Origin of the sequence: Microcoleus anatoxicus (assembly GCF_042465725.1) — a bacterium.
Lineage (GTDB): Bacteria > Cyanobacteriota > Cyanobacteriia > Cyanobacteriales > Microcoleaceae > Microcoleus > Microcoleus anatoxicus.
In genome coordinates, this window is sequence record NZ_CP120853.1 from 747,502 (window position 1) to 762,193 (window position 14,692).

At 42.3% G+C, this 14,692-nt stretch carries 14 protein-coding genes; 5 read left to right on the forward strand and 9 right to left on the reverse strand.

Annotated features, from left to right (window positions below; translation table 11 throughout):
- Window positions 1–14: 14 nt before the first annotated feature.
- Window positions 15–1,826, reverse strand: a complete 1,812-nt coding sequence (locus tag P2A85_RS03155; protein WP_377477487.1) for a BamA/TamA family outer membrane protein — start codon at window positions 1,824–1,826, stop codon at window positions 15–17.
- A 150-nt stretch (window positions 1,827–1,976) separates the two neighbouring features.
- A complete protein-coding gene (locus P2A85_RS03160) occupies window positions 1,977–2,177 on the reverse strand; it encodes a hypothetical protein (protein WP_340518803.1) in 201 nt (66 codons plus the stop codon).
- A gap of 157 nt (window positions 2,178–2,334) precedes the next feature.
- On the opposite strand from P2A85_RS03160, the gene P2A85_RS03165 reads away from it, so the two are divergent.
- Both P2A85_RS03165 and P2A85_RS03170 read left to right on the forward strand, forming a co-directional pair.
- A complete protein-coding gene (locus P2A85_RS03165; RefSeq protein ID WP_377477488.1) occupies window positions 2,335–3,150 on the forward strand; it encodes an alpha/beta fold hydrolase in 816 nt (271 codons plus the stop codon).
- Between the two features lie 212 nt (window positions 3,151–3,362).
- Window positions 3,363–4,742: an ATP-binding protein gene (locus P2A85_RS03170; RefSeq protein WP_377477489.1), complete on the forward strand. Its 1,380-nt coding sequence runs from the start codon at window positions 3,363–3,365 to the stop codon at window positions 4,740–4,742.
- 14 nt (window positions 4,743–4,756) lie between these two features.
- On the opposite strand, the gene P2A85_RS03175 is transcribed toward P2A85_RS03170, so the two are convergent.
- The 3 genes from P2A85_RS03175 to P2A85_RS03185 are packed head-to-tail and all read right to left on the reverse strand — an operon-like array spanning window position 4,757 to window position 7,020.
- A complete protein-coding gene (locus tag P2A85_RS03175) occupies window positions 4,757–5,110 on the reverse strand; it encodes a hypothetical protein (RefSeq protein ID WP_340518805.1) in 354 nt (117 codons plus the stop codon).
- Between the two features lie 34 nt (window positions 5,111–5,144).
- A complete protein-coding gene (locus tag P2A85_RS03180) occupies window positions 5,145–5,756 on the reverse strand; it encodes a DUF6272 family protein (RefSeq protein WP_340550092.1) in 612 nt (203 codons plus the stop codon).
- 28 nt (window positions 5,757–5,784) lie between these two features.
- The gene (locus P2A85_RS03185; RefSeq protein ID WP_377477490.1) at window positions 5,785–7,020 is read right to left on the reverse strand and encodes an adenylate/guanylate cyclase domain-containing protein; all 1,236 of its coding nucleotides are present in this window, start codon (window positions 7,018–7,020) and stop codon (window positions 5,785–5,787) included.
- A 367-nt stretch (window positions 7,021–7,387) separates the two neighbouring features.
- Here P2A85_RS03185 and P2A85_RS03190 point away from each other — a divergent pair, with 367 nt between their 5' ends.
- On the forward strand, window positions 7,388–7,747 hold the full coding sequence (locus tag P2A85_RS03190; protein WP_377477492.1) for a VOC family protein: 360 nt from the start codon (window positions 7,388–7,390) through the stop codon (window positions 7,745–7,747).
- Between the two features lie 3 nt (window positions 7,748–7,750).
- Window positions 7,751–9,031: a recombinase family protein gene (locus tag P2A85_RS03195; RefSeq protein WP_377477493.1), complete on the forward strand. Its 1,281-nt coding sequence runs from the start codon at window positions 7,751–7,753 to the stop codon at window positions 9,029–9,031.
- Between the two features lie 5 nt (window positions 9,032–9,036).
- Here P2A85_RS03195 and P2A85_RS03200 read toward each other — a convergent pair whose 3' ends face one another.
- Together P2A85_RS03200 and P2A85_RS03205 are read right to left on the reverse strand one after the other, a co-directional pair.
- The gene (locus P2A85_RS03200; protein ID WP_377477494.1) at window positions 9,037–10,176 is read right to left on the reverse strand and encodes an adenylate/guanylate cyclase domain-containing protein; all 1,140 of its coding nucleotides are present in this window, start codon (window positions 10,174–10,176) and stop codon (window positions 9,037–9,039) included.
- A gap of 35 nt (window positions 10,177–10,211) precedes the next feature.
- The gene (locus P2A85_RS03205; RefSeq protein WP_377477495.1) at window positions 10,212–13,283 is read right to left on the reverse strand and encodes a response regulator; all 3,072 of its coding nucleotides are present in this window, start codon (window positions 13,281–13,283) and stop codon (window positions 10,212–10,214) included.
- Window positions 13,284–13,752: 469 nt separating this feature from the next.
- Between P2A85_RS03205 and P2A85_RS03210 the strand changes: the two genes are divergently transcribed.
- A complete protein-coding gene (locus P2A85_RS03210) occupies window positions 13,753–14,106 on the forward strand; it encodes a hypothetical protein (protein ID WP_371114735.1) in 354 nt (117 codons plus the stop codon).
- Between the two features lie 59 nt (window positions 14,107–14,165).
- Here P2A85_RS03210 and P2A85_RS03215 read toward each other — a convergent pair whose 3' ends face one another.
- Together P2A85_RS03215 and P2A85_RS03220 are read right to left on the reverse strand one after the other, a co-directional pair.
- Window positions 14,166–14,501 (reverse strand): XisI protein, encoded by a 336-nt coding sequence (locus tag P2A85_RS03215; protein ID WP_377477496.1) that lies wholly within the window; start codon window positions 14,499–14,501, stop codon window positions 14,166–14,168.
- Window positions 14,471–14,689, reverse strand: a complete 219-nt coding sequence (locus tag P2A85_RS03220) for an element excision factor XisH family protein (RefSeq protein ID WP_377477497.1) — start codon at window positions 14,687–14,689, stop codon at window positions 14,471–14,473. Before P2A85_RS03220 ends, P2A85_RS03215 begins: the two co-directional genes overlap by 31 nt.
- Window positions 14,690–14,692: the final 3 nt, after the last annotated feature.

Sequence of the window (14,692 nt, forward strand, 5' to 3'; positions counted from 1 at the left end):
CAACACTAAATAATTCAAAATCGCTGCCTTGTACCAAGTACAAATTTGATGTCGCCGCCATCGCTAACACCCACATCAAATCGGATTAATCCCAACAAGGGCGATCGCACTCGGACTCCCACCCCAAAACCAGCCCCAGTTCCAGGTTTGTCCCTCACCACCGCCGGTTTCCCCAACACGCTGTCTCCCGTTCCCAAATCTGAGGCAAAATCGACAAATATTACCCCGCCCACGTCTCTACTGACGGGAAACCGATATTCCCCCGAAGCTAGGAAATAACTCCGCCCGCTACCAAGATCTCCTGTGTCGTAACCCCGCACGGAATTCCGCCCACCGAGGCGAAAAGCTTCTGTTGGTGCCAAATCTCCAATTACCGTCCCTGCTTGCAGGTTAAAAGCTAAGGTTTCTGGTAATGCTTCCGTATCGCCACGGCCGAGGAAATTGAGTGGTATATATTGTATATAATTAGCCAATAATTTGTTACTCACTATATTTCCTTGTCCCAGGGGGATGGATTGTTCGGTGCTGAGGCTGAGAATCGACCCGCTGCTGGGGTTGAAGGGATTGTTGCGCCGATCGAGCGTTGCGCCAAAAGAAACAGTGTATAATTCGTCAACGCCAGTGCCGCTGAAGGTGAGAGGGTTTCCCAATTCGTCACGGCGGGCGATATTCAAATTACGATCGCGGGTGCTGATATTTGTATAATTCAATCCCAAAGTCCCTCGCCAATCCCCCAAAGGCTTGGTAAATGCCAGATTTCCTCCCATCCGAATTTCCCGAACTCGATTCCCATTGGGCAAATTAATATCGTTGTTGAAAATTTCCGATGTTCGGCGATCGCGAAAAGTTCTCACACTGTATCCCAAAGTATCAGTGGCGGCAACGTAAGGGCTGACAAATTGGACATCATACTCGAAATCTCGGAGGCTGGGCTGAACTTCCACCGACAGGCGTTGCGGATTTGTACCTAAAGTGCGATCTGTATAAGACAGAGGAATCGCTAAGCCAATGTCATCACTCAAACTCGCACTCACACCAAAAGACCGAGCCGATCGCTCTTGGACGTTGTATATAACATTAATATCAGTGCCAACTTCTTCAGTAGAAACCATCACCATGTCAAACAATCCCAATTGCTGCAACTGCTGCAAATCCGATCGCACTACATCCTGACTGTAATTATCTCCCGCCTTGAGTTTGAGTTCGCCACGGATAAAATCTTCAGAAATTCTGCCCTGAATCGGATTCCCTTGCTTATCGACGGCTTCCCCCTTGGAATCGACAAACCGAATTTTCACCTCTGCAACGTAGATACCGCCCACATCTCCAGCTTGAGAAACCCGTGCAGTGCCCTCTAGCTGTCGGGCTTGGCCATTGCATAAACTGCTGGTATCATTCCCGTGGAACAGGCATCCAGCCTGTTCAATACCCGCTTTTTGGGAAATGTCTGGAGAAATATCTAACGATCTAAAATCCGTTAGCATCGGAATGATTAAACTCTCTCTTCTCTTCCTTCGCGTACTTCGCGCCTTCGCGGTTAAATCATTCCGATACAACCGGAATTGATATGATTCCGGCATTTCAACCACCGCCCCTGGGCTACGGGCAGTTTTTAACACCAAGGCAAAATCTTTACTTGGGCTGGATTTAACTTTAACAGAGGGTGATGCAGCTTCTACCGCCACAGGATTTATCGAAAGGCTATCTGCTGCTTCTGCTTCTGCTTCTGCCAATTTCACCTCAGTTGCAGCTTTGGCTCCTAATTCCCCCCCAGCCCATGTGGCTAGAGTCAAAATTGCGATCGCCTGAATATTTAGAATACGCATAAAAATCTCTTTTTCACACATCCACCGCATATTACCGAAAACCGACCACTATGCCTATGCCACCACAGAAACCGGGCGATCGTCAATGGATGTGAGATTGGAGATTTTTTGAATTGTAGATTTTATAGTGGGCGATCGTCAACTTACGATTTAAAGAGCTTGTCTAGATACTCGTTTCTCAAAATGAGCCTGAGTCTGCTGCAACAGTTGTTCGCGACTATCCTTAGCCTGTGTAATGGTAGGGAGTAAGTTGCGAGCCTGTAAAGTCATGTGAAGCTGTAGGTGTGCCACGTACTCACTCACATCTTCGCGCAGCGAACAAGCTGGGTATTGTTTTAAGTTGGAGTTCAAAGTGTTCTCCTGCTTTATGTTTGCAGTATTTAAAATCATAATAGAGACTATCACAATAGTTTTTAGATTTTCCACTCCGTAATGAAGTTTAACCTTTGGATGCTTGTATGGTAACAATAGTTTACAAACATTCCTCCAGTACCAGGACTCAACAACAATGCAGAGGCACACTTTAACTACATTTGTCAATGGCAACACCCAACAAGCCACTTACCTCGACATCGGGCGCGGGCAACCGTTATTAATGCTGCACGGTTTCTTTGGAGAAAAGACTTGCTGGCTCCCACTCATTGAATTATTGCAATCTCAGTTTCGCTGCATTAGTTTAGATTTGTTGGGTTTTGGAGAATCTAGCAAACCTGAAATCTGTTACGATGTTTCCGTAGAGGTTGTTTTTGTGCGACAAGTTGTAGAACAGCTCAATCTAGATCCCTGCTGTATTATCGGACATTCTTTTGGCGGTTGGGTTGCTGCTGCCTATGCTCTAGAATACAAAAATTCCGTCAGCAGTTTAGTGTTAGCAGCCCCTGCTGGAATTCGAGACGACAGTTTTTGCGGTCAATATGATGCTTTGCTGCCCCTGCTGTGGCCAACTCCCATAGTTGATTGGACTCTACAATTGGCAAAACCTTTTGCTAATTTAGCCGGAAAAAGTAACGAATTACAGCAAATATTGGGTTGGCGGCGAGAGTTAATGTCTCAACCCGTAGCTCGCTCTTTTTTAATGAGTCGGATGCGCCCCGAAGACGCCATTGATACTGTGGAAAAAGACATTCACAAATTGCAAATTCCCACTTTAGTAATTACCGGAGATAACGACGAAACAATTCCTCTGTGGCATTCTGAAACCTACGCCCAGGAAATACCCAAAGCAGAATTAGCTATTATTCCCAACGGAACTCATGGGTTGCCCCAAACTCAACCTGAAATGATGGCAAATCTGATTGGGAAATTTTTGGGTCAATTGACCTAGATTGTATCTAACCATAGATTATCATACAGACTGACAAACTGTGACTAATGATACTACTTAACTAGCCACCAAGGGACTATATTTTTGACAGTATACTGAAAACATTTTTTATGATGACCCTATCTTCTGCGACCAGGAGTTACAGACATTCAGTTGAGTCGGAGGTATTACCTATCGTGGCATTCAAAAACTACTTCAATCTTGAAGAAATTATGACCGCTAGAAAAATTAGCGCTGCTCTCATTAACGTCAGTGGGCGACAGCGAATGCTTTGTCAAAAAACGGCATTTTTTGCCATGAGGTTAGTTTGCTCTCTAGAAACAGCAGAAAGAAAAACATTGCGGGCTCAATTGCTAGAGGCGATCGCTCTTATGGAAAAATCTCACCGTGGGTTAATCTACACTGACAGCAGCATCAACTTATTAACTCCCCCTTCGCCCGTTGTCAAATCAATGTATTTTGAAGCGCCCCTGTATTTAGATAAACAGGTGCGCGAATATATCGATCGCACAAAAGCATTAGTACAGGTTCCCGATGCCGACCTAAAGCCAGATAATCCTCACCTATTGTACATTGTAGCAGCCGCTTCTGGCGAACTGCTCGCAGCTTTTGATGCAGTGGTGAGTCAATATCAAGAAGAAAGTGAAAGGGAACAATTTGAAATAGATCTCAGACAAGTTGAACTTTATCAAGAAAGTTGTGCTGCTAGGGCGACTTCGGAATCTCAAGCCGATGAACTCAAGCGCACCCTGGGCGAACTCAAAGAAACTCAAGCTCAACTCCTGCAAAGCGAAAAAATGTCTTCTCTCGGAGAGCTAATGGCTAGTATTGTTCACGAAATTAATAACCCCATTAGTTTTATTTACGGCAACTTGAGCTATGTAGAAGTTTATACTCAAGATTTGCTACACCTCCTGCGTCTCTATCAAGAAAACTATCCTAATCCCTGTGATGAAATAAAATATCAAATCGAAGAAATGGAGCTAGATTTTTTAGTGGAAGACTTGCCGAAAGTGATGTCTTCGATGCAAATGGGTTCCGATCGAATCCGCGAAATAGTCAAATCGATGCAGAACTTTTCGCGGACTGATAATACTAACATGACCCAATGCGATTTGCACGACTGCATTGAAAACACCGTGTTAATTTTGCGAAACCGTCTGAATTCTAAAAAAATTGGTCGTGATATAGAAGTAGTTAAAGATTACGGAAAATTGCCTCCTGTAGAGTGTTATGCCGGACAACTAAATCAAGTATTTATGAATTTGATTAGCAACGCGATCGATGCTTTGGAAGAAACAGCAGAAGAGGAACCAAATGCTTTATTAAAGATTTACATCCGCACAGAGCTAGCAGGAAGCGATCGAGTTATCGTCCGCATTGCTGACACAGGAGCGGGAATGACGGCTGACGTAAAAGAACGAATGTTCGAGCAGTTTTTTACAACTAAGGAAATCGGTAAAGGCACCGGTTTAGGAATGTCGATAGTCTATAAAATTTTAGTAGAAAACCACGGTGGCATTCTGCGGTGCGAGTCAGAACCTTCTCAGGGAACCGAATTTATCATTGAATTGCCTGTGCAACAAACTTAAACCATTAACAAAAATCACTCCAATTGCAGCTTCAAGGTTGGCAACAACTTTTCTAAATTCTTAAGAGATTTCTGTTGCCAAGGAACATCATTTGAACCTGTTACCAACAGTTCAATCGTTTTCTTTTTCCGCACACTAATGACAAACTTGGAGAGCATATTAATACCAGAACTGTTAAGAAACTCCAGTTGTTTGAGGTTCAAAGTAATGTGAGGAGGTTCTAAACTAGCAACCTCATCTAATAAATCAACTATGGGCTTATAATCTGACGCTCCATCTAAGCTGAGTTCGCCTTTGAAACAGACAGTCATCGATTCTGGATCGTATTGAATAAAGTAGTCTTGACCTTTAAGTTCTTGAATATCCATGGTTTTGTGGTTTCCTGAGTTAATTCTGGCTATACTAAACACTAATTTGAACGAGGGTCGTAATAGCGAGCATAGGGACACTATCGGCTATCGACTCAAATTTCCAACCTATCTTAGCAGCATAGTCATTAATCATCGTCAGCAATCCTAATCCCGATGTTTCACTTTCTATTTCAGCATTTTTTTCAAGCTGCTGTAAATAGAGATCGTTAGAGTCAGAAATCAGCAGTTCGTTAATAAATTCCTGGAATTTATGAGCTGCTGCTTGCTTCACATAATTCGTGGCATAAATTACCGCTGTTACATCATCTTCTCCTATAAAGTGAATCCCAAACCTTACCTTGTGACTACAGTCATCATCACTAAATTTTATAGCATTTTCTAACAGTTCATTAGCAATATAGCTCACGGCTCCTTTGCTTTGTTTAATTCGTTTTTCGCTGCGAAAATCCTGCTCGTCCACTGGTAAAAAACTCGACAAATAATCTGCTACAAAATGAGCAGATATCCGATTGTTTCGCCACCGCTGCTTGATGGGGCGAGAACTGGGAGTAAATGTAAGTTCTAGGGAGTCATGCTCCGGTGGAAATTCCTCGATAAATTCTCCAAATATTTCTATCCCTTTCTCCAACCTTCCAGATGTCATATTGTCTCCCTCCAATTATTTTTTTATGTCACTTCTGGGTAAATTTCCACACGCCATTCCAGTTAGCCGGAATACTATTTTCTAAAAGTGCTTGGATGCGTTCTAGATAAATTTGACTGGGTTTGTCATCGGGATTTAACGCCACAATTTTTTCAAAACAAACTTTGGCATTAGCAAAGTTTCCCTGACAATATTGTTCTAGTCCATCCTCAAAAATAGGCAAAGTTAGAATTTTGAGCGATCGCACTGGTTCTACTTCAACATCTAACACCTCACAAACATTAATCGGTTCTTGTCTACCTTTCACAATCGCCCGATCCAAAAAGCGAATATGATACTTGGACGGTTGACTCAAACGTTGTACCACATCTCCTGAAATTAATAAAGATACGCCATAATACTTAGTCAAACCTTCCAGACGAGCCGTGATATTGACATGATCGGACAGGGCATCGGCTTGCATCCGATTTGCTTCTCCAATAATCCCCACCATCGTATCACCAACATGGATACCAATGCCAATATTCAGCGGAATCTCTCCATTGATTTTACGGCTTTGATTGTATTTTTGCAACTCCTCTAACTTCACAATTCCCGCCTCAATGGCATCATCAACCCCTTCGGGAAAAACTGCCATCACTCCATCTCCCATATACTTGACAATAAAACCATTGTGATTGCGAATTCCGGGACTAATTCGCTGTAAATAGCTATTGATAAAGTTAAAGTTTTCTTGAGCAGTCATTTGCTCGGCCATTGTGGTGAAGGAACGGATATCAGAAAACATGATAGCCATCTCTTTGTTGACGTGATCTCCAAGCTGGAAATCCACAATGCTCTGCTTTCCCAGAAATTGGAGAAATTCATCGGGAACAAAACGTCCGTAAGCCTGCAAAAGTTTCTCTAATTCCTGTTCCCGCGCTTTCACCGTTTGCACCATATGGGAGAAAACCTGTGCCAGTTCTCCCAGGGTATCACTGCGCGCTGCGACATCGGACAATATCTGAGGTTCAAAGCAGTTGTTTTTCACAGCGATAGCTGCATCTATCACCTTTTTTACCTGCTCGATATAAGTCTGCATCTCTCGATTATTATGACGGATTTGGTTTTCCAAATCCGTGGAATGCTCCGTGATAATTTCTACTAAAGTTTCATAGCTATTTTTTTCATCTTCGACTTCTTCAAGTTTCTCCATCAAATCCTGTAGCTGAGTCTTGAGTTCTTCAGGAGATGTAGATTGTGCTAAATTTATCTGGGTTGTCATAATTTATACTCCCGAATTCGGGAGCGAAAAATTGTTTTAATCGCTAGCTGTAAATTATTATAAGTTACACGATGCGATCGGTAAATCCGGTTGCTTCTGACATTCTGCGCCCCCAAATCCCGAACTTTCGTCTCAAGCTGCTGTCTCGTAGGCGATCCATCGTCAATTATGCACAATATTTCCCTGTTGCTTCAATACTAGCAAATAAATTCTAGTCAGTGGTTCGTTCTTTAAAAAATAAATTAATATTGAGGAATTACCTAACATTGATTTTTTACCTCGGTCTTTACTCAAAGTAACAGATTATGTTATCATAAATCTGTGGCTCAGATTTTTATATAAGCGCAAAATAAATACTTTAACAAAAATGCAAATTACCCAACCCCTCCACAGCGCCCTACTAATTTCCAATCTCGAAAAATCACAACACTTTTATAGCACCGTATTAGGACTGCAAAAAATTGATAGACAATTAAAGTTTCCCGGTATATGGTATCAAGTAGGCAACTTCCAAATCCACCTAATTGTAGCCGAAAAATTTATCCCAAATACCGTAGATCGTGAAAAACTAGGACGCAACCAACATCTAGCATTTTCTGTGGCTAACTTAGAACTAGCTAAAGAGCAATTAATCGCTCATCATTGCCCGGTACAAATGAGTGCATCAGGTCGATCGGCATTATTTACCCAAGATCCCGACGGTAATATCATCGAACTCAGTCAGTAACAGATGAAAATCATCGCCTACTCTTACACTGAACCTCTCCTAGAAACAGCACCGGCGGCAGAATTTTGGGGTCAGGAAGTCGATCGCACTTATCAAGACTTAGGAGGGCGAGAGCAACTGCAACAACTCCTAAAAGACTGCGCCACAGAACCAGTCAAATACCTGTTAATTCAGCGGTTTGAAGAACTAGGCGACACAGTGCAGCAAGTTTGCACCAGCCTAGAACAACTGGAAAACCTCGGCATCCAACTAATTGTCACAGACGAAAAACAAACAGAAAACAGAGCAAACTTGCTCAAACTCCTAGCAGAAATCCAGCGCAGCCAACACAGCCGCAGCATTCGCAAAGGACACGCCCGCAACCGAATCAAAGCCAAGATTCCACCGGGTAAAGCTCCCTACGGCTATCGGCGCAGCAAAGAGCGCTACACCATCGATAAAAGCACCGCCCCCACCGTCAAAGACTTTTTTGAACACTTTTTAATCTACGGTTCCTTGCGAGGTTCCGTGCGCTATTTAGCCAAGAAATACAACAAAAAAATCTCTGTCAGCACAGGCCGCCGCTGGCTGACAAATCCCGCCTACCGAGGCGATTTAGAATATCAAAATGGTCAAGTAATTTCTAATACCCATGTCCCAATTATTTCCAGAGAAGAAGCTGCTCAAATAGACAGGTTGCTGCGTCGCAATCGCCGCTTGCCTCCCCGCACCGCCAGCGCCCCTCGTTCCCTTGCTGGTTTAGCGATTTGTGCGGAATGTCGATCGCCCATGACAGTAGCAAAAGTTACCTCCTACCGCAAAGACCGCGAATACCTTTATTTGCGGCCGATTAACTGTTGTCGGCCGGCTAAATGTAGCGGCCTTTCCTACGATGAAGTATTGCAATCGACCATCAGCGGAATTTGCCAGAATTTACCCGCTGCTGTGGCCGGGTTACAGATGCCGGATATGAATGGAATCAAAGCAGGAATTGGTAGGGCGATCGAATTTAAAGAACAAATCATCAATCAACTAGCAACCCTGATAGAAAATGGCATTTTAGACACAGAAACTGCCGAATTGAGAGCCTACAAAATCCGCACCGAAATGGCACAATTGCAAAGGAAATTGGCGCAACTACCGCCAGTTAATTTGCGAGAAACAGCTCAAACTGTTTCTCTGCCCCAATTTTGGCTCGACTTATCAGAATCGGAACGCAGATTTTATTTTCGAGAATTTATCGATCGCATTGAGATAGTCCGGGAAAATACAAATTGGGAACTGCAAATAATCTTCATTTTCTAAGGCAGCTAATCATCTTTTTTGCTGGTTAGCAAATAGGCGATCGTCTCTCCTTTACCTTTTACCGATATCGGACCTCTTTCCTCAAATACATAGTCATTTTTCAACTGCTGGTAAACAGCAGTAGTAACTTGAATACACCCTGGTAATCCTTGAGATTCCATCCGAGAAGCAACATTCACAGTATCTCCCCACAAGTCATAGCTAAATTTTTTAGTACCAATGACTCCAGCAACTACAGGCCCTGTATTGATGCCGATCCGAATTTGAAAAGGTTCCCCCTTATCTGTTTTAAAATCAGCGATCGCTTCCTGCATATCCAAGGCCATATTGGCGATCGCTTCTGCATGATCGGGCCTCGGCACCGGCAACCCCCCCGCTACCATATAAGCATCCCCATTCGTTTTAATTTTCTCCAAACCATGTTTTTCTGTTAATTCATCAAACTTTGAAAAAATATGGTTGAGGAACTTCACTAATTCTAGAGGTGAAATTCTGGAAGCAAGAGAAGTAAAATTTACAATATCGGCAAATAAAACTGTTGCTGATTCAAATCTCTCGGCATTAGCAGTCTCCCCTTTTTTCAAAGCTTCAACTATCGCTGCTGGTAAAATGTTTAACAATAAATGATCTGACTTTTCTTGAGCAAGACGTACAGCTAGCTCAGCTCCCTGCCGCTCTTTAATTTCTTTTTCCAAACGTCCGACAATTTCTTCTAATTGGTTAGTTTGTTGTTGAAGTAGTTCTTTTTGACTTCTAATGGTTAGCTGATTTGCCACTCGTGCCAACACTTCTTTCTCTTGAAAAGGTTTCGTAATATAGTCAACTGCTCCCACATCAAAGGCTTTCACCTTATCTGAAGCGTCATCTAAGGCGCTTAAAAAAATCACTGGAATGGAACTGGTAGTGGGTGAAGATTTCAAATGTTCGCACACCTCATACCCATTCATTTCTGGCATCATCACGTCCAGCAAAATTAGATGTGGCGGAAACTCTTGCACTGTAGCGAGCGCCCTTTGCCCATTTAGCGCTTTACGAACCTGATATCCTTGTCCGGTGAGGATTGTTGATAATAGTCGCACGTTATGTGGCGTATCGTCAACTACGAGAATGCTGGCTGGAATTGTAGGATCTTGATTGCTGTCCATAAGATGGAAGACTTACTTATTTTTTATAAAAAATCTTAACATTGACGGTCTTTAACGGCCAATATTGCTAATTCTATAATATCATCAAATAAAAAATCATGGGCTAAAGCCGTTAAGATTTTTGCCGCTGAATCAAATTCTCTAGGTATTTCATCAATCAACTTAACAATTTTATCGTCGGAACATTCATGAGCAGCCTCAGATATCTTCTGCACCCAATCAAGAGGCATTTGACTCAGTTGCGATTCCACAGAGAGAGTGCTAGTAGGTACGCTAATTGTAGTTTCATTTTCGATGTTTTCCTCAACAGGCTCTTCATAAATATACTTGATACCTAAAAGTTCTTCCATGATCGAAAACAGTATATTTGCCTCGAAGGGTTTACGCATAAAATCATCGCAGCCTGCGGCCAAAATAGTTTTTCGTTCCTCTTCAAAAGCGCTAGCAGTGAGAGCCACAATCATGGTTTTTTTACCGAGGGGATGAGCTTTAATCAATCTGGTAGCTTCATAGCCATTCATCACAGGCATCTGCATATCCATCCAAATCAGGTGCGGTTGCCACTCCTCCCATATAGCAATAGCTTCTTGCCCATTTCTAGCTTCTCGCACGATGATGCCTAGGGGTGACAATAATCTGACTATGACTAGACAGTTGTCAGGGCGATCGTCAACCACCAAAATCCGGTATTCTGGTTGATTCGGTGCTAAACCAATTACTTTTTTCTGTGGTTTAAGCATTTTAACATCGCTAGGCTCGGCAAGCATGAACTCAATATCAAATGAAAATTTACTTCCCAAACCAGGTATACTTCTGACACTAATATCTCCTCCCATCATTCGTACAAAATTGCGACTAATTGGTAAACCTAATCCAGTCCCCTCTTGAGATTTATAACCTGTTTTTGTTTGCTCGAAAGGTTGAAATAATTGATTCATCTCTTCTGGGGCAATCCCAGCACCAGTATCTTCAATTTCAAAATTAACTCGTAACGATACCGGCGGAATATAATTCATATTTACAGTATCAAATTCCGGCGACATAGACTTTAGGGAAACCGTGTCGGTGGTGATTGTTTTTGGGAGCCTAAAATCTGCGGCTTGAACAGTCAAACTTGTTTCTACCTGATTTTTTACTCGCAAGGTAACGCTACCAGTGTCTGTAAATTTGATCGCATTGCCGATCAGATTAATCAAAACTTGACGCAATTTACCATCATCTCCCTTCACAAAGTGCGGTACGCCTTCAGCTACTTCAAAATTTAGCAGCAATTTCTTAGATTTAGCTTTCAATCGGAACATTTCTTCTAAGGTTTCTAACAGACGGATTAAATCAAAACTGCTTTCATTAAGCTGAGTTCTGCCTGCTTCGATTTTCGACATTTCCAAAATGTCATTAATTAAGGAAAGCAAGTGTTCTCCCGCGCGATTAATAATTTGTAGATGCTGCTGGTGTTGATTGTTTAAAGATGAATCGCGCACCATCACCTGACTAAATCCCAAAATGGCATTCAGGGGAGTCCGCAATTCGTGGCTCATAGAAGAGAGGAATTCGCTTTTGGCACGGTTAGCTCTATCCGCAGCTAAGACAGCTTTTTGTAATGCCAATTCTGCCACTTTGCGTTCGTGAATTTCTGTTTTGGCTTGTTCAAAAAGGGTGGATTGCTGGATGGCAATTGCTAGCTGCACGGAAATTTGCTGGAGAGATTCTATCTCAGAAGAGTTCCAATGCCTTTGACTCCGACAGTGATGAGCAATCAGTAGTCCCCATAATTTTTCACCTTGCAAAATGGGAACCACCAGGTTAGCTTTAATTTCAAACTGGCTCAGTAAATTAAGGTGACACTCAGAAAGACCCGCCGTGTAAATATTGTCGATCGCCCGAATGTGTCCCTGCTCGTAAACAGACACGTAGTGTTCCCGAAAACAATTATCATTAATGTCAATTCCCAAAATCGGCATCGTATTTTTTGCCACTGACTCAACGGCAATAAAACCACTCCAATCTGGGTTAAAACGATAAATAACTGTTCTATCGGTTGCCAAAAAATCCCGGACTTCTTCCACAGCCATTGTCAGCACTTCTTCCAGGTTAAGAGAGGAACGAATCCGCTCTTGAATGGAATTCACTAGCCTCTCCCTTTTTAGTTGTTGCTGCAAGGTAATTTCCGCTTGTTTACGCGCAGTAATATCTACGGCATAACCAACGCACTCCATAGGTACACCCGCAGCATCTTTTACCAACTTAACCTCATCGTATATCCACCGATAACTACCGTCTTTGTGTCGTTCGCGGTATTCGTAGGAAATTGATTCTTTTTCCAATATTTGAGCGAACAAATTTGTAACATTTTCTCGATCTTCGGGGTGAATCAGGCTATACCAATCAATAGAACCATTCATAAATTCTTGGGATTCATAACCTACCATTAAAAAAATATTTTCGCTAACAAATGTCACGTCATAATTTCCACCTATTTGGCAGCTAAAAATTACTGCCGGAGTTGTCGCCAATAAATATTGCAAGCGTTCGGTAACAGACCGCAATTTTAACTCGGCTTGCTGGCGCTCCCCAATTTCTTTTTCTAAGCACTTGTTGGTTTCAATCAACTGGGATGTGCGTTCTTGCACCTTAATTTCTAAGTCTTCGTAGGCCCTACGCAACTCTAATCTTGCCTGTTTTTTTACTAAAATTTCAGCCTCCAATTTGCTATTTATTTCTTCTAATTCTTGGGGGGTTCTTAATGATAAAAATTGTGGTAATAGTGTTACCATCTGTCCCGCTGTGTAACATGAAACCATTGCAGTGAGGGCTTTTTCTATCCCAGATAACCAATAGGCGGAATGCCACAGAGTCCAAATTTCTAGCAAGTGACCAGTGCCGCATAGAATAATAAATGCACCAAATAAAGCAAAAATTCCTAAAAAAGGAACATCCCGCCGTTTCAATACAAAATAAATCAGCATCATGGGAATTGAAAAATAGGCGATCGCAATTAAAAAATCGCCCGTTACGTGGAGCCACACCAAAGGCGTTTGCCACAGATAGCAATGACCGTGTGGCATATATTGAGTAGGAGAAAATATATTTTTGACTAATTCCAACATAATGTTTGCGATTGGCAGATAATACAGTTGGCTGGGAGTAATTCAGGGAGAAATCGGAGCGAAGATTTTGGTGTGTAACTAAACTCAATCTTGTCGCCTTTCCCCGACGATATTTCCTAGACCTGGGTTCCAGGCATCGGAGACTTTGTTGATGAATAAAAGTAGGCCGATCAAAATACTTTTAATTAAGTTAGCATTAATTGACAAACCATTAGCAATGTCAACTGTCACATTTTAATTGTAGCTGGACGAACAAATGTGACACATACATGACATTTTAGCTAACTATCGAGAAAAAGCCTCAAAAAAGTAGGCAAAGCTCCCTTGCAGCTAGGAGCTCCTCTTAAAATTAGGTTATGCCGATCGCTCAGGGAACGCTATTAACACAAAATGTAATGATTGTCAAGGATTTCGATCCGATGATTCGAGATCGAGTTGCTCAGATCGTTCAACGGCTATTAGGAGAGTTATGAGAGATTGGAATGCTTTAAAGTCACGCTATTTGCGAGACGAACTGCCGGTTCGTCTGGGAAATTTAGCATCAAATTTGGCACGGATTAAATCCCGATGTCAAAATGCAGCTAATAGCGAAATAATTGAAGATTTACTGGAAGAAAGCAAGCTGTTTATTGAATGGACTGCTGCCGATACAGAGATAGAAATAGCTGCTGAGTTAGTTGAGTTGCAGGTTCAGTTAGCTTGCTGGCAGTATTCTTGGGCTGAGATTCGCTCGAACGTTCAGCAACGAATAAAAGTTAGCGAACAGGTAAAAATCTGGTCAGAAAAAGTGCTGAATATGTCGGGTTTGTTGGCTGCGAATTAGATAAGTGCGCGATCGCTCTTGATGCGCGATGTGCTATTTTATCCATAAGAGCGATCGCGTTACGCAGTTGCAAATTCGGTAAACTGACGCAAATGCGGTGGATGAAAGGCGAGGACGATATCTTCACAAGACACCCCAGCTTGCAGTAAATCGGTTGCAATACCGTCCTCAGTCCGGTCTTCTTCAATCCAGATTTTTCCATCTTTCAGGCGAACGTGAATGACATTGCTTTTGATGCGATTATCTTGATACCAACCCATTTTTATTAGAAGATACTGCTCGCGAATCGGATCGAACAGCAAGACAGATTCGACATCGGAATTGCCCGAGCTTAGCTGCTGGTATTCTTCAAGAATTTTTTGGATTAAGCTTCGGTATCGTTCGAGTTTATCCATCGTTCAATAACCTCCTGGATTGGATCGAAAAGCAATAGGTTAACTTGATTTTTTTGAATCATTAGTTGAGCGAGCGGAGTTTGAAATTTATTATCGTACAAGTTAGCTGCAACTGCCAAGTATAGCTTGAAATCCAGGGAATGTAACCGCAAATAGGCGGCGATCGGGCACGACAGTCTTTTACCCACCTC